The sequence below is a fragment of the Streptomyces sp. NPDC045678 genome (assembly GCF_056432085.1).
Genome location: NZ_JBWKJS010000008.1, coordinates 425,590 through 444,375, shown reverse-complemented (window position 1 = coordinate 444,375; position 18,786 = coordinate 425,590). Strand labels below are relative to the sequence as shown.

Here is an 18,786-nt window from a genome sequence, read left to right as displayed (position 1 = left end):
CCCTGTTACGCCTTAGATTCTACACATAGACTCGCGGTATCGCTGAATAATGAAAGGCATCGCACCTATGGACGCCGTGGACAGGCAGCTCATCCAGGCTTTGCGGGAGAACGGACGGGCGTCGTACGCCGAACTCGGCCGGCTCGTCGGCCTCTCCGGGCCCAGTGTCACGGACCGGATCAACCGCCTGGAGGCGGCCGGTGTCATCACGGGTTACCGCGCGACCGTCGACTCCGCCTCGCTCGGCCTCGGCGTCATCGCCCTCATCGGCATCTCGCTCTCCGACGCCGCCGACCACGAGGACGTGGCACGGCGCCTGAAGGACCTGCACGAGATCGAGGACTGCTGGTTCATCGCGGGCGACGACTCCTACATGCTCAAGGTCAGGGCCAGCGACGTGGACGGCCTGGAGAAGACGATCCGCAGGCTCAGCGGCACGCGGGGCGTCTCCCGCACGCGGACGACCATCGTGCTCTCCACCAAGTGGGAGAACCGGGTCGGGGAGCTTCCGGAAGAGGCGTAGGGGGCACCTCCCGCCCGGAGGGCGGGGGAGTACCGTTGCGGGAGTTTGTCGCAGGTCGCCGTCGGTGGTGGCGGGTCGCAGGGAGAGGTAAGGGCGAGGCATGGACGCAGGGCTCAAGCGCGATCTGGAAGACAAGGTCCGAGCCGGGGAGCGGTTGTCCCGCGAGGACGGCATCGCGCTCTACGAGTCGGACGACCTGGCCTGGCTCGGCGGGCTCGCCCACGAGGTGCGCACCCGCAAGAACGGTGACGTCGTGCACTTCAACGTCAACCGCCACCTCAACATGACGAACGTGTGCACCGCGTCCTGCGCGTACTGCTCGTTCCAGCGCAAGCCGGGCGAGAAGGACGCGTACACGATGCGCATCGAGGAGGCCGTCCGCCTCGCCAAGGCGATGGAGGGCGAGAACCTCACCGAGCTGCACATCGTCAACGGCCTGCACCCGAACCTGCCGTGGCGCTACTACCCGCGGTCGCTGAGCGAGCTGAAGAAGGCCCTCCCGAACGTCTCCCTGAAGGCCTTCACCGCCACCGAGATCCACCACTTCGAGACGATCTCGGGGATGCCCGCCTCCGAGATCCTCGACGAGCTGATCGAGGCGGGCCTGGAGTCGCTGACCGGCGGCGGCGCGGAGATCTTCGACTGGGAGGTCCGGCAGCACATCGTCGACCACCGCACCCACTGGGAGGACTGGTCGCGCATCCACCGCCTCGCGCACGAGAAGGGTCTCAAGACCCCGAGCACGATGCTGTACGGCCACATCGAGGAGCGGCGCCACCGCGTCGACCACGTCCTGCGCCTGCGTGAGCTCCAGGACGAGACCGGCGGCTTCCAGGTCTTCATCCCGCTGCGCTACCAGCACGACTTCGTCGACATGCAGGACGGCAAGGTCAGGAACCGCCTCCAGGCGCGCACCACGATGGCGTCCGGCGCGGAGGCGTTGAAGACCTTCGCGGTGTCGCGTCTGCTGTTCGACAACGTTCCGCACGTCAAGGTCTTCTGGGTCATGCACGGCCTCCAGACCACGCAGCTCGCCCTGCAGCACGGCGCGGACGACATGGACGGCTCGGTCGTCGAGTACAAGATCACGCACGACGCGGACAACTTCGGCACCCCGAACAAGCTGACCCGCGAGGACCTCCTCGACCTGATCCGCGAGGCCGGGTTCCGCCCGGTCGAGCGGAACACGCGGTACGAGGCGATCCGGGAGTACGAGGGTCCCGACCCGCTCCTCCGGGAGACGCCGCAGGCCATGCGGGTCTGAGGGAGCTGTTCGTGTCGCTCGCTTTCCGGCTGGATCCGCCGGTCGACCCCGCGCTGCGCGACGGCGTCCTCGCCCTGTGGGCGGACGTCACCAACGCCGGCGGGGCCGTCGGCTTCGTGCCGCCCACGACGCCCGAGGAGATACGCCCCGAGTTCGTCCGGCACCTCGCCGCGATGAGCGAGGGCCGGACACGGCTCCTCGTGGGGTACGACGAGGACGGCGCCGTCGCCGCGACGGCGTTCCTCACCCACAACACGCACCGCCTCATGCGGCACTGGATATGGCTCTACACGGTCATGGTCCACCCCCGGCACCAGGGCAAGGGGTACGGCCGCGACCTGATGGCGGCCGTCGAGGACGCGGCCCGCACGCTGGAGGGCACGGACGCGATCCGGCTCACCTGCCGCGGCGGCACCGGCCTGGAGCATTTCTACGCGTCCTGCGGCTACAAGGAGGTCGGGCGGGTGCCCGGCGCCATACGCGTCGCGCCGGGCGACGACCGCGACGACATCATGCTCCTGAGGCAGCTTCGGTAGGGCCCGGCTATTGGGGCGCCCCCCTTGCCGGGGGCGGAGTTCTCCGTGCTTCACTGGAGAGGCTCGTCCTACTCGGGCCCATTTCGGAACGGAAGAGTGGATTGACATGCTCCGCTACACGCTGATGCGCCTCGGGATCTTCGTGGGTTGCTTCTTGGTCGTCTGGGGCCTCGTCTACTCCGAGATCCTGCCGCGGGGCCTCGGTGAGTCGAACCTGCTCTGGGTGCTGCTGCTCGCGCTGGTCATCTCCGCGCCGATCAGCTTCGTGGTCCTCCGCAAGGAGCGGGACCGCGCCTCGGAGACGGTCGTGGCGCGCGTGGACCGCGCCAAGGCGAACCTGGAGGCGAACCGCAGCCAGGAGGACGAGGCGGACGACGTGGCGCGGGCGCGGGCGCAGGCGCAGGGTTCGTAAGCTTCGTCACATACTTTTGGGGACCCCGGTTCCGGAGCGTGTCGCTCCGGGGCCGGGGTTCCGTGCGTTGCGGGGCGGGGTTCCCCGCGTTGCGGGCCGGGTTGAGGCGGGTCGAGGCGGGCCGGGTTGAGGCGGGTTGAGGCGGGTTGAGGTGGGTGGGGCAGGGCCCGAGCGGGGGGAGCCCCTTCTCTTACCTCAAACAAGACCTTTGATGTTCTCAAAGCACGAGTGTTAACGTATTCGACATGAAGACAGCAGCGCACCACAACGCCATGAGCGTCCCGCTCGTGGCGCGCCTGCATGTCGACCTCTGCCGCTGCATGTCCGCGGCCTGTCACATCTGAACGTGACCCCCGCTGCAGTGGCGCCGCTGACCCTTCGCGGTCGCCGCTCCCGTACGTCCCCCTCCCCCTGACTTTCCTCACCGGAGTGTGTCCGTGTCCGCGAAATCCGCGACGCCCGCCGACAAGGCCGGCCAGACCGAGAAGCCCCAGTCCGGCTTCCGGATACCCAAGTTCCTCAAGATCCCCTTCTGGGCGCAGATCCTCGGCGGCCTCGTGCTGGGCGTCCTGCTCGGCTGGCTCGCCCGCAGCCAGGACATCTCCTGGCTGGTCACGACTCTCTCCAAGGTCGGCGACACCTTCATCGGCCTGCTGAAGCTCGCGGTCGCCCCGCTCGTCTTCTTCGCCATCCTGGTGTCGATCACCAACCTGCGTAAGGTCAACAACGCCGCACGGCTGGCCACCCGCACACTGCTCTGGTTCATGATCACGTCGCTGATCGCGGTCGCCATCGGCCTCGCCATCGGCCTGCTCACCAACCCCGGCTCCGGCACCGGCCTCACCCCGAAGGACGGCAAGGCCCCCGACCACGCGGGCTCCTGGATCGACTTCCTGACCGGGATCATCCCGAAGGACGTCATCACGCCCTTCACCGAGCTGAACGTCCTCCAGATCGTCTTCATGGCCGCCGTCGCCGGCATCGCCGTGCTGAAGATCGGCGACAAGGCGCAGCCGATCCTGGAGCTGAGCGAGTCGGTTCTCGCCCTCCTCCAGAAGGCCCTGTGGTGGGTCATCAAGCTCTCCCCGATCGGCACGATCGGCCTCATCGGCTTCGCCATCGCGGACTACGGCTGGAACCTCATCAGCAAGTACGCGACGTTCACCGCCGACATCTACATCGGCTGCGCGCTGGTCCTCTTCGGCGTCTACCCGCTGCTCCTCGCGTTCGTCGCCAAGGTCAACCCGCTCCAGTTCTTCAAGGGCGCCTGGCCCGCGATCCAGCTGGCCTTCGTCTCCCGCTCCTCGGTCGGCACCATGCCGATCACCCAGAAGGTCACCGAGCGCCTCGGCGTCCCGAAGGAGTACACGTCCTTCGCCGTGCCCTTCGGCGCCACGACCAAGATGGACGGCTGCGCCGCGATCTACCCGTCGATCGCCGCGATCTTCGTCGCGCAGATCTTCGACGTGAACCTGGGCATCAAGGAGTACCTGCTCATCGCGTTCGTCTCCGTCGTCGGCTCGGCCGCGACGGCGGGTCTGACCGGCGCCACGGTCATGCTGACGCTGACCCTGTCGACCCTCGGCCTCCCGATGGAGGGCGTCGGCCTGCTCCTCGCCATCGACCCGGTCCTCGACATGATGCGCACCGCGACGAACGTCGCCGGCCAGGCGCTGGTCCCGGTCGTCGTCGCGGCCCGCGAGAAGATCCTCGACCGCGAGGCGTACGAGCGGGCGTCGGCGTCTTCGCTGGAGGAGTTCGACGCTGCGGACTCGGCTGGCTCGACGGACTCGGCGGACTCTGCGGACTCGGCTGAGGACGCGCGGTCGTCGCGGGCGGTGCCTGCGGCTGTGTGAGGCAGCTGTGTGAGACGGCTGTGTGAGGCGGTCCGATGCACTGGAACCCCACCCCGGAACCATTCCGGAGTGGGGTTCTGCCGTTTCTGTGGCTGGATTCCGTTAATCGTGGGCCGGTGCCCGTTGACCGTACGCTGACGTGTGAACGGACAGCGTGGGAAGGCGGGGGCCGGGGTGGGCGAGAAGCGGCGGCGGCAGAAGCAGCCGATAGAGGTGAAGCAGCCGAAGTTGCCGAAGCAGCCGAAGCAGCCGAAGCAGACGAAGTTGCCGAAGCAGACGAGGATGCCGCGGGCTGTACGTGAGCAGCAGATGCTGGACGCGGCGGTGCGGACGTTCGGGCAGCGGGGGTACCGGGCCGCGTCCATGGACGAGATCGCGGAACTCGCCGGTGTCTCCAAGCCGCTCGTGTACCTGTACCTGAACTCCAAGGAAGAGCTCTTCAGCGCGTGCATCCGGCGGGAGGCGGCGGCGCTGGTCGCTGCGGTGCGGCAGGGGGCGGGGCCTCGGGGCGCGGTTCCGGGGGCGGTGCGGGGGGCTGAGGATGGCTCCGCTGGGCCTGCCGTGCCTGCCGTGCCTGCCGATCGGCAACTGTGGGACGGGCTGCGGGCGTTCTTCACGCACACCGCGGAGCGGCCCGACGGGTGGGCCGTGCTGCACAGTCAGGCGCGGACGCAGGGCGAGCCGTTCGCGGCGGAGGTCGCCGCGATGCGGGAGGAGATCGTCTCGTTCGTCACGACGCTGATCGCGGAAGCGGCACGGGCCGCCCACGGTGACCCGTCCCTTCCCGAGCGGGAGGTCGCCGGTCTCGCGCAGGCGCTGGTGGGCGCGGCGGAGTCCCTTGCGGGCTGGGCCAATGCGGAGGGCTCCGTCTCCGCCAAGGAGGCGGCGGCGACGCTCATGAACTTCGCGTGGGCGGGGCTCGGGGGACTCATGGAAGGACGTCGCTGGGTCCCGTCGTCCCTGTGAGGTGCAGCTTGCCCTGTGGACTGCGGAGTTCGAAGGTGTGGGGCGTGGGGGTGGAGTAGGTCACGGTGGAGGGGAGGGGGACGGGCGCCTTGAAGTCGATGTGGGTGTGGGTGTGGGTGGGGGTGTGGGTGGGGATGGGCGTGGGGGTTCCCCGTGTCGGCTCCTGTTCCGCCAGGCAGCGGGCCGCGGTCCACATGCCGTGGGCGATCGCTCGGGGGAAGCCGAAGGGGCGGGCGGTGAGGGCGTGCAGGTGGATGGGGTTGCGGTCGCCGCTGACGGCGGCGTAGCGGCGGCCTAGGCCGGCGTGCAGGTCCCACTTCTTGCCGGGTGCGGGTGCGGGTGTGGGCGCGGGCGCGGTGTTCTGTGAGGTGCCGGGTGTTCCTGGGGTTTTGTGGCGGGCCAGATAGGTGCTGCGGGAGTGCCAGAGGAGCTCGCCGTCGGTGGATGCGGCCTCGGTGAGGAGGGTGGCTTCTGTGCCGCGGCGGTGGGGGGTGAGTGCGGTGGTGCGGACGGTGAGGTGGAGCGCTTCCGCGGGACCGATGGTCCGGTACTGGTCTATCTCGATGCTGGTGTGCACGAGGCCGAGCAGGGGGAGCGGGAAGTCTCGCGCGGTCATGAGCCGCATGCTGAGCGGGAAGGCGAGGACGTGGGGGTAGGTGAGGGGGAGGGTGTCCGGGGCCGGCTTGAATCCGCAGACGCGCTGGTAGGCGGCCAGGTGGGTGGGGTCCGGGGTGCGGGTGGTGGTGAGGCGGGTCGGGGGTGGCGGGGTTGATGGGTCGGGGGCGGGACGGTTGTGCCTGAGGACGGCTCGGAGGAGGGCCAGGGCGGGCATGGTGTCCTTCCGGTGGGGGTCGGTGCGGTGTGGTGGTTCTGCGTCTGTGGGGGGAGGGCGGGCCGGGGGGCGGGTGCGGTCCGGTGGTGGCAGGTCGCCTGTTGTCCGTCTGTGGGGCGGGGCCGCGGGGGTATGTGCGTACTCGCCATCCCTGCGCCGCGTCGGACATTCCTGGCCGGGGTGGTGTGCTCGGTGCTCCGTGCGCACATACCCCCACGTCCCCTCGGGCGCGCTCGCGGCTGCGGCCCCGGCGGGAGCGCGGGGTGCGGCCGCCTCCGTCGGGTGGAGTGTGGGGTGAGGCCGCTCCCGTCCGGTGAGGGTGCGGGGTGCGTGTGACTGCCTCCGTCGGGTGGGGTGCGGGGTGAGGCCGCTCCCGTCCGGTGGGGATGCGGGGCGTGGCCGCCTCCGTCGGGTGGAGTGTGGGGTGAGGCCGCTCCCGTCCGGTGACGGTGTGGGGCGCGACTGTCTCCGTCCTGTGGGGTGCGGTGGTGAGGCCGCTCCCGTCCGGTGACGGTGTGGGGCGCGACTGTCTCCGTCCTGTGGGGTGCGGTGGTGCGGCCACCCCCGTCCGGTGGGGGTGCGGGGCGTGGCCCCCCCGTCCGGTGAGGGTGTGGGGTGCGACTGCCTCCGTCGGGTGGGGTGTGGGGTGAGGTCGCTCCCGTCCGGTGGGGGTGCGGGGTGTGGCCACGCCAGTCGGGTGGGGTGTGACCGGTCCTGTCGGGTGGGGTGTGGGGTGCGACCGCTTTCGTCCGGTGGGGTGTGGCCAGCCTCGTCCGGTGGGAGGTAGGGCGTGGCCGCCTCCGGTCGGCCGGTGGGTGTTGAGTTCCCCCCCGGGTGGGTACTGCGAGCCCCCGCCCGCCCACCCGCCCCTACTTCTGCTGGGCGTCGCGGGGTAAGCGGGTGGGTGGGTGGGGAGCATCCGCCGCGGAGCGGCGGGGGTGGTGCTCCTACTCGGGCGGGGCGGTGCGGGGTGAACGGGTGGGTGGGTGGGGAGCTTTCGCCGCGGGGCGGTGGGGGTGGGGGGTCTGCCCGCGCGGAGCGGTGTGGGGGGAGGGTCACGCGCCGAGCAGGCTTTGGGCGCAGACTCGGACCGTCTGGGCGTTGAGGCCTCCCTGGGCCAGCCAGGAGGTCGTCTCGGCGACGTCGACGGGGAGGCCCCCTTGGGAGAGGGAGTTCATGCGGCGGCCCGCTTCGCGGATGAGGAGAGGAACCGCCGCCGTCATCCGCGTCTCGATGAAGCCCGGCGCCACCGCGTTCACCGTCACCCCGTGCTCCGCGAGCGCCCGGGGCCCGAGCGACCGTACGAGCCCGACGATCCCCGCCTTGCTCGCCGCGTAGTTCGTCTGACCCGCGTTGCCCGCGATGCCGGCGATCGAGGCGGTGGCGACGACGCGGCCCCCGCGCCGGATCGTGCCGGTCTTGAGGAGCGTGTCGGTGACGGTGAGGACGGAGGTGAGGTTGACGTCGAGGACCGAGGTCCAGCGGTCCCGCTCCATGTTGGCCAGCTTGCGGTCCCGCGTGATGCCCGCGTTGTGGACGAGGACGTCGAGGCCGTCGGGCAGCGCCGCGGCGATCCGTTCGCCGGCGTCGGGCGCCGTGATGTCGAGGGGGAGCGCCGTGCCGCCGTCGAGGCGGTCGGCCAGGCGGGCCAGGTCCGGCCGTGCGGACGGTACGTCGAGGAGCGTGACCCGGGCCCCGTCGCGGGTGAGGACCTCCGCGACCGCCGCGCCGATGCCGCGCGCCGCGCCCGTGACGAGGGCGGTACGGCCGGCCAGGGGCCGGTCCCGGTCGGCCGGGGCGGCCACGGTCTCGGCGGGGCCGGTCTCGATGACCTGGCCGGTGACGTACGCCGACTTGGGGGAGAGCAGGAAGCGGAGCGTCGATTCGGCGGTGGCTATCGGGCCGCTGACGCGCACGAGGTTGGCGGTGCGGCCGCGGCTGAGTTCCTTGGCGAGGGAACGGAGGAAACCCTCCAGGGCCTGCTGGGCCGCCGCCTGGTGGTGGTCCGCGGGGTCGGGCGGGGAACCGAGGATCAGGACGCGGCCGTTGTCGGTCACGTCGCGGACCACGGGGTGCAGCGCCGCGTACACCTCGGTGAGCGACCGCGTGTCCGTGACGGCCGTGGCGTCGACGACAACTGCGGTGGGGCGTGCGGTGGTTGTCGTGAGCGTCAGTGGTGTCGATGTCAGCAGGGTGCTCAGGTCCGTGGCGTAGGGGGAGGGCGTGGAGAGTGACAGGAGCAGCAAATCGCCGGTGAGGGACGGGTGTTCGGGGGTCCAGCGGCGCAGCTGCGTCGGCCGGGGGAGACCCAGGCGGCGGGTGAGGAAGCGGCCGGGTCCGGTGGCGGTGAAGGTCAGGTAGCGGTCGGCCATTGTCCAACTCCCAGCTCGGTCGTAAATTTACTTCCGAGTAAGGTTACTCAAGGGTCAGGAGCTGGTCGAGACATGAGCCTTCCCTCTGTGCGCCACGTCGCCGTCCTCGGAGGCACCCGCATACCGTTCGCCCGTTCCGACGGGCCGTACGCCACCTCGTCCAACCAGGACATGCTGACTGCCGTGGTCGACGGGCTCGTTGAGCGGTACGGCCTCCGGGGGCAGGGCGTGGTCGGTGAGCTCGTCGCGGGTGCCGTGCTCAAGCACAGCCGGGACTTCAACCTCGCCAGGGAGGTCGTCCTCGGATCCGCCATCGACTCCCGTACGCCCGCCTACGACCTGCAACAGGCCTGCGGTACCGGGCTCCAGGCCGTCGTCACCGTCGCCAACAAGGTCATGCTCGGGCAGGTCGAGTCCGGCATCGCCGGAGGGTCCGACACGGCGAGCGACGCGCCGCTCGGTGTCAACGACGAGCTGCGGCGGGTGCTGCTCGCGGCCCGGCGCGCCAAGTCCGTCGGCGGGCGGCTGCGGGCCCTCGGCGGCGTACGGCCGCGGCACCTCGTGCCCGACATCCCGCGCAACGCCGAGCCGCGGACCGGGCTCTCCATGGGCGAGCACGCCGCCGTGACCGCGCGGGAGTGGGGGATCACGCGGGCGGCGCAGGACGAGCTCGCGGCGGCCAGTCACCAGCGTCTCGCGGCCGCGTACGAGCGGGGGTTCCTGGATGACCTCGTCGTGCCGTACGAAGGGCTCACCCGGGATCAGAACCTGCGGCCCGGGTCCACCGTGGAGCAACTGGCCAAGCTGAAGCCGGTGTTCGGGGTGGCGGGCGGCGGGGCCACCATGACCGCGGGGAACTCCACTCCGCTGACGGACGGCGCGGCCGTCGTACTGCTGGGGAGTGACGAGTGGGCCGCGGGGCGGGGCCTCGAGCCGCTGGCGCATCTCGTCGCCTGTGAGACCGCGGCGGTGGACTTCGTGCACGGAGACGTCGCCGGGGGTGACGACGGGCTGTTGATGGCGCCCGCGCACGCCGTGCCCCGGATGCTGGAGCGCGCCGGGCTCGGACTGGCGGACTTCGACTTCGTGGAGGTGCACGAGGCCTTCGCCTCACAGGTGCTCGCCACGCTCGCCGCCTGGGAGAAGCGAGGGCTCGGCAGGGTGGACCGGGCGCGGCTGAACGTCGCCGGGTCCTCGCTCGCGACCGGGCACCCCTTCGCGGCCACCGGGGCACGGATCGTCGCCACGTTGGCCAAGCTGCTCGCCGAGCGGGGGCGGCCCGGGCGCGGGCTCATCTCGATCTGTGCGGCGGGTGGGCAGGGGGTGACCGCGATCCTGGAGCGGCGGCAGTGACGGTGGGTGAAGGCCGTCACGGAGGGTGAGTGCGCGCGTGCGCCGGACGGGCGAGGGGCGGGAGCCGCGCTTAGGGTGAGCCGAGGGGCACACCCTGGGAGGTTGCCGTGCGCGGAGCTTGTGCAGTCGCCGGCGTCACCGTGCTGGTCGTCGTGGGAGCGGGCATGGCCGCCGCCGGCGACGAGGGCGGGCGGCCCGATCTGGCGCGCTACTACACGCAGAAGATCAAATGGGGCACCTGTAAGGGCGACACTGAGGCCATGGCGGAGGCCACGGGTGGCGCCAAGGACATCCGGTGCGGGCACGTGAGCGTCCCGCTCGACTACGCGGACCCCGACGCGGGGGACGTCGACGTCGCGATGATCCGGATGAAGTCCAGCGCGAGCGGCGAGCCGCGCGGCTCCCTGCTGCTGAACTTCGGCGGTCCCGGCGGACCCGGCGTCTCCGCGCTCGCGGGGGCCCAGAAGGAGTTCGGCTTCCTCAGCAAGGACTACGACGTCGTCTCCTTCGACCCGCGCGGCGTCGGCCTGAGCGAGCCCGTCAGCTGCGGCGACGCGGATCGAAGCACGGATCCCTCGTCCGGCGGAACGGGCGACGCGGCCGCCGTGCTCGCGGAGATGCGCAAGGTCGCCGCGGAGTGCGCGAAGAAGTCGGGGCCCGTCCTGCCGCACATGGGGACCGTCAACGTCTCCCGCGACCTGGACGTCATGCGCCAGGCCCTCGGCGACAAGAAGCTCAACTACCTGGGGTTCTCGTACGGCACGCGGCTGGGAGCCGTGTACGCCGCGCAGTTCCCGAAGAACGTCGGACGGATGGTGCTCGACGGCGTCGACACGCTCACCGAACCCGTCGCCGAGCAGTCCCTCGTGACCGCCGAGGGCCGCCAGACCGCCCTCGACAACTTCCTCACCTGGTGCACCGGGAACGCGGGCTGCGTCTTCGGAACGGACTCGCGCAGCGCCCGCAAGGGCATGGTCAGGCTCATCAAGGACATGGACCAGATGCCGCTGCGCTCCATGGACGGCGCCGAGTTCACCGGGCAGGACGTCGTCGGCGTACTCGGACAGGCCCTGTACAGCAGGCAGGCGTGGCCCGCGCTCTCGCAGGCGCTGGGGGCGCTGCTCGCGGACGGTGATCCTCGGGCGCTGATCCGGATGAGCGGCGGGCTCGCGCACGCGGGGGTTCCGCCGATCGGCCCGGTGGCTGGTTTGCCGGCGGGCGAGGACGTGCCCGCCGACAACATGGCTGCCGCGCTCATGGGCGTGAACTGCGCCGACGACCCCGACCGGCCCGACGCCGCGCACATAGAGAAGGAAGTCGGCCGGCTGCAGAAGGAGTTCGACGACGCGTCGCCCGTCTTCGGCAAGTCGATGCTGATGCCCGTCCTGCTGTGCTTCGGGCGGCCTGCCGGGACGCGTTACATCCGTGAGGACGTACGTGACGTGAAGACGCCCAAGCTGCTGCTCGTCGGCACGCGCGGCGACCCGGCCACGCCCTACCGGTGGGCTGAGGAGACCGCGCGGCGGCTCGGCTCGCAGGCCGTCGTCCTCGACAACAAGGGGGACGGGCACACCGGTTATCTGGGGTCCACGTGTGTGCAGGACAAGGTGAACGGGTTCCTGCTGTACGGGGAGACGCCCAGGAACGGGGAGTCCTGTGCGGCTGAGGGGGCGGGCGAGTGAGGGGGAGGAGGGAGGGGCGGGGGCCTCAGGTGAGGTTCAGCATCGCTGATTCGTCCTGTGTGTTCCGCGGGGCCTGGTAGACCACCATGCGCTGGCCGCCCGTCCTCGCCAGCGTCATCACCTCGTACGTGAGCGTCATCGGGCCGACCTCCGGGTGGTCGAACGTCTTCGTGCCGCCGCCGCGTTCGCACACGTCGTACCGCTCCCAGATGCGCGCGAAGTCCGGTGACTTGAGGAGGAGTTCGCCGACCAGGTTCGTCAGCTGCGGCGAGTCCGTGTCCGTGCCGCCGATCGCGCGCAGGTGCGACACGGACCTGGCGACCGTCTCCTCCCACGGCCGGTACAGGACGCGGCCCACGGGGTGCAGGAACAGGTAGCGGAGTACGTTGCGTCGCTCGGCCGGCCACTCCCACAGGCCCGGGAGCAGGGCCTTGCCGGGGGCGTTGGCGGCCAGCATGTAGCTGTGCCTGCTCACCACGTACGCGGGGAGCGGGGCCAGCGCCTCCAGTGTGCGCAGGGTGGAGTCGCGGACCGTGTGGTCGGCCGTGGGGTGCGGCTCCGTGAGGCGGCCCGAGGCCAGCTCCGCGAGGTCGCGCAGGCGCTCGTGGGAGTCGCCCGCGAGGCGCAGGGCGCGGGCGAGGGCGTCGATCACGGCGGGGGAGGGGTTCGTCTCGCGGCCGCGTTCCAGACGGGTGTAGTAGTCGACGCTCACCCCCGCGAGGGTGGCCAGCTCCTCGCGGCGGAGGCCCGGGGTGCGGCGGAACCCCGCTCCCGCGGGGAGGCCCGCTTCGGTGGGGGTCACCCTGGCGCGGCGGGCGCGGAGGTAGCGGCCCAGTTCCGTGCCGGGGCCGGGGCCGGCGGCCGTGGCGGTGTTGTTCCGGGTGCCCGGTGCCCTGCCTGTGGTGGTCGTCATCCGGTCATTGTCCCTGGTGGTGATCGGACTTGGGGGGCCGTGTCAGGGCCAGGAACGTGGGGGCGGGGGTGGTTGGGGCCTGCCACTGCGTGGGGCTTGGGCGGAGAGTGGTGCTCAGCCGCTCCGCGGCGGGTTCTTCGTCGCTCCGCGACGTGTCTCCGTCGCTCCGCGACGGTTTTCCCCACCCGCCCGCCCGTTGCCCTGCGATCCGCGAGGTTCACCTCTCCGTCGCTCCGCGACGGGCCTTCCCACCCGCCCGCCCGTTGCCCTGCGATCCGCGAGGTTCACCTCTCCGTCGCTCCGCGACGGTGCCTCCCGACCGTCCGTCCGTCCGTAGTCGCAGCGCAGGAGCTTTGTCTCATGGTCGTTTCCAGTCCCGTCCGCGATCCCCGGCCCGCCCCGGCCGTCGGGGTTCGCCGCGCCCCCTCACCCTCGCCGTCGCCCTCCCTCGCCCTCGGCGCCGCCCTTCTCGGGTTCGCCGTCATCACCATCGACGTCACCGCCGTGAACATCGCGCTGCCCGATGTCCGCGCCACCCTGCACGGGGGCATGGCGGGGCTGCAGTGGGTCGTGGACGCGTACACGTTGATGTTCGCCGCGTTGATGCTGTCCGCCGGGGCGCTCGCCGACCGGGCCGGGGCGCGGGGGGCGTACGCGCTGGGGGTGGGGGTCTTCACGCTGGCCTCGCTCGGCTGCGCCCTCGCGCCCGGCATCGGTGCGCTGATCGCCGCCCGCGTCGCGCAGGGCGCCGGTGCCGCGATCGTGATGCCCGCCTCGCTCTCGCTGATCCGGCAGGCCTACGACGACCCACGTCGTCGGGCCAGGGCCATCGCGCTGTGGACGGTGGGCGGTTCCGTGTCCGTCGCGGTGGGGCCGGTTCTCGGGGGCGTGCTGACGGAGACCGCCGGGTGGCGCTCCGTGTTTCTGCTCAACCTGCCCGTGGGCGCCCTCATCCTCGTGCTGCTCGCCCGCGTCGCCCGCTCCCCGCGCAGGCCCGCGGCGGTCGACGTCGCCGGTCAGGTGACGGCCGTACTCGCCCTCGCGGGGCTCGCGTTCGCCGTCATCGAGGGCGGGCACATGGGGTGGACCAGTGCGCCCGTGGTGGCGGGGTTCGGTGTGGCTGTCGCCGCCGCCGTCGCCTTTCACCGTGCCGAGAAGCGGCATCCCGCCCCGATGGTTCCGCTCTCCCTGCTGCGGCAGCGGCACGTCGGTGTCGCCCTCGCCGTCGGGTTCGCGGTGAACGCCGGGTTCTACGGCGTGACCTTCCTTCTCGGCCTCTACTACCAGCAGTTGCGCGGCATGTCGGGCGTCGAGGCCGGGCTGATGTTCGTGCCGCTCGCGGCGATCATCACCGGCACCAACCTCGTCTCGCCCCGCGCCGCCGAACGGTTCGGACGGCGGCCCGTCATCGTGCTCGGGCAGGCCGTCCTCGCCCTCGCCATGTTCGCCCTCGTACCGCTGGCCGCCGACACGCCGCCGTGGCTCGTCCTCGTCCTGCTCGTGCCCACCGGGCTCGGCGGCGCCTTCGCCGTGCCCGCGCTGACCGCGCAGCTCCTCGACAGCGTTCCCGGCGAGCGCGCGGGCACCGCGTCCGGGCTTCTCAACTCCCTTCGCCAGACGGGCGGTGCGATGTCCGTCGCCCTGTTCGGTGCGCTGCTCGCGGGGGGTGGGGGCGAGGGCGGGTTCTCGCTCTCCGGGATGCGTGTCGGGCTCGTCGTCGCGGGGCTTGTCCTCTGCGCCACGACCGCCCTCGCCGCCCGGCTGCTTCCGCGGGACTGATCGCGCCCGCGCCCCGGCCCCGCCGGCTCCGGCTCACGCCGGGGTCAGCCGCCGGTGGGCCTGGTGCGCCCCGCGGTGCGGGCGGACGGCCGGGTGGGGCTTGTCGTCGCGGGGTGCCGCCGCTTCCGCGAGCCGCCGCGGTGCGTTCTGTGTGCCCGCCGCCACCGTCTCCACCGAGATGCCGAACCAGTTCAAGTACGCCAACGTCCGTTCCGCGTCGGCGTAGTGCCGCCACACCCGGTCGCCGCTCACCGTGCCCGCCTCCGCCAGCGCCTGTGCCGCGGCCGGGCGCATCGCCGTGGCCGTGCCCCTGGTCACCAGTTCCTGTACGTAGTGGGCCGAGCGGTACGGGGAGGCGCCGCCCGTCACCCACAGCAGCTTCGGCTCCGGGGTGCCCGCGGCGGCGAGCGCTCCCCAGCGTGCCGAGGAGAACGTCATCTCGTGCGTGCGGTGCGCGAGGCGGGCGCACGCCAGACCGGCGCGGCCGCGGAGCGCCTTGGCCTCGTCGGAGCCGATGAGGTCCAGGCGGGCGTCGACGTGGCGTTCGACGCCGGTCACGTCGAAGGAGAGGTAGGAGGGGGTGGAGGGTGTGCGGGGTGAACCGTCCAGCGCCGTCAGGAGTGCGGTGGCCACCTGGCCGTACCGGCGCGGGGAGCACACCCCGGACACCTCCACGGCGACGTCCAGCGCGAACAGGGCCCGCAGGGTCGCCGTGTCGGCCGCCTCGGCGGGGAGGCGTACGACGAGGTTGGGGCGGTCGATCTCGTCGCGCAGCGTGCGGGCCCGCGCGGACCAGGCGGCGGCATCGGCCATCGGCCCCGCGGGGACGGGGACGGAGACAGGGACGGGGAGGGGGACGGAGACCAGGCCGGTGGTGCCGCCGCTCGTCCGGTGGCGGGGGAGGAGCTGGTCGCAGGCCCGTCTGATCTCGGCGGCCGGGGTGCGGCCGGTCGCGGGACCGTCCTGCGGGGCGCCCGTGCCGGCCCCCGCCACCTCGCCCGTGCCGGCCCCCGCCACCTCGCCCGTGCCGGCCTCCGCCACCTCGCCCATGCGGGCCCCCGCCACCTCGCCCTGCGCGAGCGCGCGGCGGATTTCGCGCGCCGCGCCCTCGGCGCCGGCGGACACGTCGATCCATACGTCGACGCCTTCGGCCCGCAATCGCTTCCAGGCGTGATTCATCGGCCCCACCCTCTCCTCGTATCCCTCGCGTCGAATGCCGTCACATGCGTCACCGGAGTCAGCTCCGTTCCAGGACCGCGCAGGTCCAGCTGAAGCCCGCGCCCACCCCCACGAGCAGCACCCGGTCGCCGCTCTTCAGCGTGTCGTCCTCCAGGAGCTTCGCCACGCCCGCCGCCTGGTCGCCTGCGCCCAGGTGGCCGACCGTCAGGCCGAACTCCTGCAGCGTCACCTCGGGCTGGATGCCGAGCGGGGCCAGACACTGGAGCCGGGAGAGCCGGGCGCCGAAGAACGGGACGACCACGGCCGTCATCTCGTGGATGTCCGCGTCGGCCTCCGCGAGGCACGTCTTGACGGCGGACATCATGCCCGTCTCGTTGCGCGTCGTGATCTCGTCCTGCGAGTGATCGCGCAGGAATCCCTTCTTGCGCGCCACCAGGTCGAGCGGACCCGTCTCGCTGCCGCTCGGCAGGAACGGTTCGTCCCCTCGGTGCAGGCCTTCCAGCATCGGCTGCGAGTACGACGACGTGGCGACCAGGCGCAGCGCTCCGGGCGTGCGGGACAGGACGACGGCCGTCCCCGCGTCGCCGAACGCGAGGCCCCGGTCGGTGCTCCAGCGGGGGAACGCCGGGTCCGCGAAGCGGTCGCCCGTGGTGACCAGCGCGGCCCGCGTGGCGGGGATCGCGGTGAGCCGCGCCGCCGCGTTCTCCAGGGCGCTCATCCCGCCGTTGGACATCTGGCGCAGCTCGTACGACACACAGTCGCCGTGGCCGAGCACCTGGTCCTGGACGTACGCGGCCGTGTTCCAGAACTCCAGGCCCTGGTACCAGCAGTCCGCGTGGATGAGCAGTCCCACGTCCCGCGCGTTCCGGCCGCTGCGGGCGAGCGCCGTGCGGCCCGCGGCGACAGCGAGTTCGGGCGCGCTGCGCCCGTCGCTCACCGACACGGAGCGCTGCGCGCTCCGCTCGATCTCCTCGGCGGGCAGCAGACCGAGGTCCACCGCCTCCTGGCCGGTCTGCAGCTCCCCGAACTCGGCGGCCGCGCTCTCCACGTAGATGTCGGTCCAGCGCATTCCCCCCACCCCTTTCTGTTGCTTGTACGCCGCTGCTTGTCCGCCGCGCCGGTCAGCGGTTGGTCCACCGCGGGCTCGGGCCGAACCGGCGGGCCGCGGTGTGCCGCTCGTACGGCATGCCGGGCGGCATGTTGAGTACCTCCAGCTGGAATCCGCCGACGCCGCGGAAGTAGACCCAGCGGTCGCCGTGGATCGGGCCGCCGTCCTCGATGAGCTGCGGTTCGCCGAGCACCTCGGCGCCGTCCGTCGCCGCGAGCCACGCGGCGGCGCGTGCGACGTCGTCGACGAAGAACGCCAGGTGGTGGCCGCCCACGTCGCTGTTGCGCGGGCGTTCCGTGCGGCGGCCCTCGATCTCGTAGCTGCTGAGTTCGACGGTGGTGACCGGACCGAGGCGGATCGCCGCGGTGTCCTTGCGGAAGGGGGCGGGGACCGCGTACTGGCGGAGCGCTGTCGGCGCGTCCACCGATTCGGTGGTGCGGTAGGCGAGTTCGCCGCCCATCGGGCCGGTGAAGAAGGCGACGGCCTCGTCCAGGTCGGCCACCGAGTAGCCGACGTGGCCGATGCCGAGGGCGCCGGGCAGGCCGCGCGGCCAGTCGCCCGCGGGGCGGTAGACGCGCGCCTCGGTCTCCTTCTCGTACGGCAACTCGGTGGCCAGTTCGCGGAGTTCGAGGCGCATGCCCCAGCCGGTGAGCAGGTGGATCCAGCGGTTGCCCGCCGTCGGGCCGCTCGTGTCGGTCTGCGGCTCGCCCAGGACACGGACGTGGGGGGAGCGTTCGGCCTTGGCGAGCGCCACGTCGAGGTCGCTCACGTGGATGCCGATGTGGTGTCCGCCGACGTCGGTGAACTCCGGTGCCCGCGTGCGCTGTTCGGGTGCGGTGTACTGGAACAGCTCCAGGTTGCTGTCCGGTCCCAGACGCAGCATCGCGATGTGCGTGCTGGCCCGCGGGTGGACGCCGAGCTGGCGCGCCATCCAGTCGCTGTCCGGCTCCTCGACCGGGCCGAGCCGGTAGAGGACGTCGGCGCCGAGCACCGTGGTGCAGAAGTCCACGGCCGCGTCCAGGTCCGCGACGGTGTAGGCGTAGTGGTCGACGTTGCGGGCGGTGGGGATGGAGAGGGTGTCCGCGGTGGCCCGGGTCTCCGTCGAGGCGGTGGGTGACATGTTCTGCTCCAGGGTTGTGGGCGGCCGGGGTCAGACCGTGCCGGCGTGGGCGGCGTTGGCGACGGCCGCGGAGAGGGCCATGCCGCCGTCGACGAGGGTCGACGTGCCCGTGGTGTAGGCGGCGGCGGGCGATGCCAGGTGGGCGACGAGGGCGGCGACCTCGTCCGGGCGGCCGGGGCGGCCCGCCGGGATGGCGGGGCGGGCGATGCGGGCGGCGTCCAGGCCGGCCGGCACGTTGTTCATCGGGGTGGCGGTCTCGCCGGGTGCCACGGCGTTGACCGTGATGCCGTGTCCGGCCAGGTCGAGCGCCATGGCCTTGGTGAGCGCGCCGAGGCCGCCCTTGGCGGCGCAGTAGGTGCTGCCCTCCCCGATCGGGATGTGCTCGTGGATGCTGGTGATGTTGATGATGCGGCCGCCGCGGCCCTGCGCGATCATGCGCGCGGCGGCGACCTGGCTCAGCCGGAACGGGCTGGTCAGGTTGACGTCGAGGATCCGCTGCCAGTCCTGGAGGGTCTCCTCGACGACCGAGGCGCGCCGGTTCAGGCCCGCGTTGTTGACCAGTACGTCGATGCCGCCGAACGCGTCGACGCGGTCCCGCAGGGCCTCGCCCGCGGCCGCGGGGTCGGTCAGGTCGAGCCCGAGGGTCTCGGCCCGTACGCCGTGCCGTACGGCGAGCCCGTCGGCGATCTCCTTGGCGGCGTCCGCCTGCCGTCCGTAGCCGACGACGAGGTCATGGCCGGTCGCTGCGAGGGCCTCGGCCACGGCCGCGCCGATGCCCGAACTGGCGCCGGTGACAACGGCGATGGGGCGGTTCATGGGGTGTCCTTCCTGGTGGGGTGCGGGGAGGGGAGGGGGATGCGGGGGAGGGGAGAGGGGGTGGGGCCGGAAGCC

General features: G+C 72.1%; 16 protein-coding genes. 9 read left to right on the top strand and 7 right to left on the bottom strand.

Features of this window, described 5'->3' with window-relative positions:
- Positions 1-67: 67 nt before the first annotated feature.
- The 6 genes from AC07DO_RS28655 (at position 68) to AC07DO_RS28630 (ending at position 5,557) form a co-directional block, all read left to right on the top strand.
- Positions 68-523, top strand: coding sequence for an Lrp/AsnC family transcriptional regulator (locus tag AC07DO_RS28655; RefSeq protein ID WP_365367564.1), 456 nt, complete (start codon positions 68-70; stop codon positions 521-523).
- A 100-nt stretch (positions 524-623) separates the two neighbouring features.
- On the top strand, positions 624-1,787 hold the full coding sequence (gene mqnE, locus AC07DO_RS28650; protein WP_479063586.1) for an aminofutalosine synthase MqnE: 1,164 nt from the start codon (positions 624-626) through the stop codon (positions 1,785-1,787).
- A gap of 11 nt (positions 1,788-1,798) precedes the next feature.
- Positions 1,799-2,323: an N-acetyltransferase family protein gene (locus AC07DO_RS28645; protein ID WP_479063585.1), complete on the top strand. Its 525-nt coding sequence runs from the start codon at positions 1,799-1,801 to the stop codon at positions 2,321-2,323.
- Between the two features lie 106 nt (positions 2,324-2,429).
- A complete protein-coding gene (locus AC07DO_RS28640; protein ID WP_150185575.1) occupies positions 2,430-2,735 on the top strand; it encodes a DUF4229 domain-containing protein in 306 nt (101 codons plus the stop codon).
- A 437-nt stretch (positions 2,736-3,172) separates the two neighbouring features.
- Complete coding sequence (locus tag AC07DO_RS28635; RefSeq protein WP_479063584.1) at positions 3,173-4,591, top strand: dicarboxylate/amino acid:cation symporter; 1,419 nt, start codon at positions 3,173-3,175, stop codon at positions 4,589-4,591.
- A 282-nt stretch (positions 4,592-4,873) separates the two neighbouring features.
- Positions 4,874-5,557, top strand: coding sequence for a TetR/AcrR family transcriptional regulator (locus AC07DO_RS28630; RefSeq protein WP_479063658.1), 684 nt, complete (start codon positions 4,874-4,876; stop codon positions 5,555-5,557).
- Here AC07DO_RS28630 and AC07DO_RS28625 read toward each other — a convergent pair.
- Positions 5,520-6,389, bottom strand: a complete 870-nt coding sequence (locus AC07DO_RS28625; RefSeq protein ID WP_479063583.1) for a MaoC family dehydratase — start codon at positions 6,387-6,389, stop codon at positions 5,520-5,522. The two genes, AC07DO_RS28630 and AC07DO_RS28625, sit on opposite strands and share 38 nt — an antisense overlap.
- Before the next feature lie 1,055 nt (positions 6,390-7,444).
- Positions 7,445-8,761, bottom strand: coding sequence for a 3-oxoacyl-ACP reductase (locus AC07DO_RS28620; RefSeq protein ID WP_479063582.1), 1,317 nt, complete (start codon positions 8,759-8,761; stop codon positions 7,445-7,447).
- A 72-nt stretch (positions 8,762-8,833) separates the two neighbouring features.
- Here AC07DO_RS28620 and AC07DO_RS28615 point away from each other — a divergent pair, with 72 nt between their 5' ends.
- Entirely contained in the window at positions 8,834-10,114 is a 1,281-nt protein-coding gene (locus tag AC07DO_RS28615; RefSeq protein WP_479063581.1) for an acetyl-CoA C-acetyltransferase, read from the top strand.
- A gap of 107 nt (positions 10,115-10,221) precedes the next feature.
- A complete protein-coding gene (locus tag AC07DO_RS28610) occupies positions 10,222-11,796 on the top strand; it encodes an alpha/beta hydrolase (protein WP_479063580.1) in 1,575 nt (524 codons plus the stop codon).
- 25 nt (positions 11,797-11,821) lie between these two features.
- Here the strand turns inward: AC07DO_RS28610 and AC07DO_RS28605 are convergent, their stop codons facing one another.
- Positions 11,822-12,709 carry a helix-turn-helix transcriptional regulator gene (locus tag AC07DO_RS28605; protein ID WP_479063579.1) on the bottom strand — a complete coding sequence of 296 codons (888 nt, stop codon included), beginning with the start codon at positions 12,707-12,709 and terminating at the stop codon, positions 11,822-11,824.
- 360 nt (positions 12,710-13,069) lie between these two features.
- Here AC07DO_RS28605 and AC07DO_RS28600 point away from each other — a divergent pair, with 360 nt between their 5' ends.
- The gene (locus tag AC07DO_RS28600) at positions 13,070-14,488 is read left to right on the top strand and encodes an MFS transporter (RefSeq protein WP_479063578.1); all 1,419 of its coding nucleotides are present in this window, start codon (positions 13,070-13,072) and stop codon (positions 14,486-14,488) included.
- A 33-nt stretch (positions 14,489-14,521) separates the two neighbouring features.
- Here the strand turns inward: AC07DO_RS28600 and AC07DO_RS28595 are convergent, their stop codons facing one another.
- From AC07DO_RS28595 to AC07DO_RS28580, 4 genes are read right to left on the bottom strand one after another with little or no spacing between them, the layout of a single operon-like run.
- Complete coding sequence (locus AC07DO_RS28595) at positions 14,522-15,667, bottom strand: transaldolase family protein (RefSeq protein WP_479063577.1); 1,146 nt, start codon at positions 15,665-15,667, stop codon at positions 14,522-14,524.
- 58 nt (positions 15,668-15,725) lie between these two features.
- On the bottom strand, positions 15,726-16,736 hold the full coding sequence (locus AC07DO_RS28590) for a ketoacyl-ACP synthase III family protein (RefSeq protein WP_479063576.1): 1,011 nt from the start codon (positions 16,734-16,736) through the stop codon (positions 15,726-15,728).
- Between the two features lie 52 nt (positions 16,737-16,788).
- Positions 16,789-17,895: a VOC family protein gene (locus AC07DO_RS28585; protein WP_479063575.1), complete on the bottom strand. Its 1,107-nt coding sequence runs from the start codon at positions 17,893-17,895 to the stop codon at positions 16,789-16,791.
- 30 nt (positions 17,896-17,925) lie between these two features.
- Entirely contained in the window at positions 17,926-18,711 is a 786-nt protein-coding gene (locus AC07DO_RS28580) for an SDR family oxidoreductase (protein ID WP_479063574.1), read from the bottom strand.
- Positions 18,712-18,786: the final 75 nt, after the last annotated feature.

Bases quoted from the DNA above. Each gene is read 5' to 3' on its own strand.
- AC07DO_RS28655 (WP_365367564.1), top strand. From the start codon at position 68: ATGGACGCCGTGGACAGGCAGCTCATCCAGGCTTTGCGGGAGAACGGA.
- AC07DO_RS28590 (WP_479063576.1), bottom strand. From the start codon at position 16,736: ATGCGCTGGACCGACATCTACGTGGAGAGCGCGGCCGCCGAGTTCGGG.
- AC07DO_RS28620 (WP_479063582.1), bottom strand. From the start codon at position 8,761: ATGGCCGACCGCTACCTGACCTTCACCGCCACCGGACCCGGCCGCTTC.
- mqnE (WP_479063586.1), top strand. From the start codon at position 624: ATGGACGCAGGGCTCAAGCGCGATCTGGAAGACAAGGTCCGAGCCGGG.
- AC07DO_RS28600 (WP_479063578.1), top strand. From the start codon at position 13,070: ATGGTCGTTTCCAGTCCCGTCCGCGATCCCCGGCCCGCCCCGGCCGTC.
- AC07DO_RS28615 (WP_479063581.1), top strand. From the start codon at position 8,834: ATGAGCCTTCCCTCTGTGCGCCACGTCGCCGTCCTCGGAGGCACCCGC.
- AC07DO_RS28640 (WP_150185575.1), top strand. From the start codon at position 2,430: ATGCTCCGCTACACGCTGATGCGCCTCGGGATCTTCGTGGGTTGCTTC.
- AC07DO_RS28630 (WP_479063658.1), top strand. From the start codon at position 4,874: ATGCCGCGGGCTGTACGTGAGCAGCAGATGCTGGACGCGGCGGTGCGG.
- AC07DO_RS28605 (WP_479063579.1), bottom strand. From the start codon at position 12,709: ATGACGACCACCACAGGCAGGGCACCGGGCACCCGGAACAACACCGCC.
- AC07DO_RS28585 (WP_479063575.1), bottom strand. From the start codon at position 17,895: ATGTCACCCACCGCCTCGACGGAGACCCGGGCCACCGCGGACACCCTC.
- AC07DO_RS28595 (WP_479063577.1), bottom strand. From the start codon at position 15,667: ATGAATCACGCCTGGAAGCGATTGCGGGCCGAAGGCGTCGACGTATGG.
- AC07DO_RS28580 (WP_479063574.1), bottom strand. From the start codon at position 18,711: ATGAACCGCCCCATCGCCGTTGTCACCGGCGCCAGTTCGGGCATCGGC.
- AC07DO_RS28625 (WP_479063583.1), bottom strand. From the start codon at position 6,389: ATGCCCGCCCTGGCCCTCCTCCGAGCCGTCCTCAGGCACAACCGTCCC.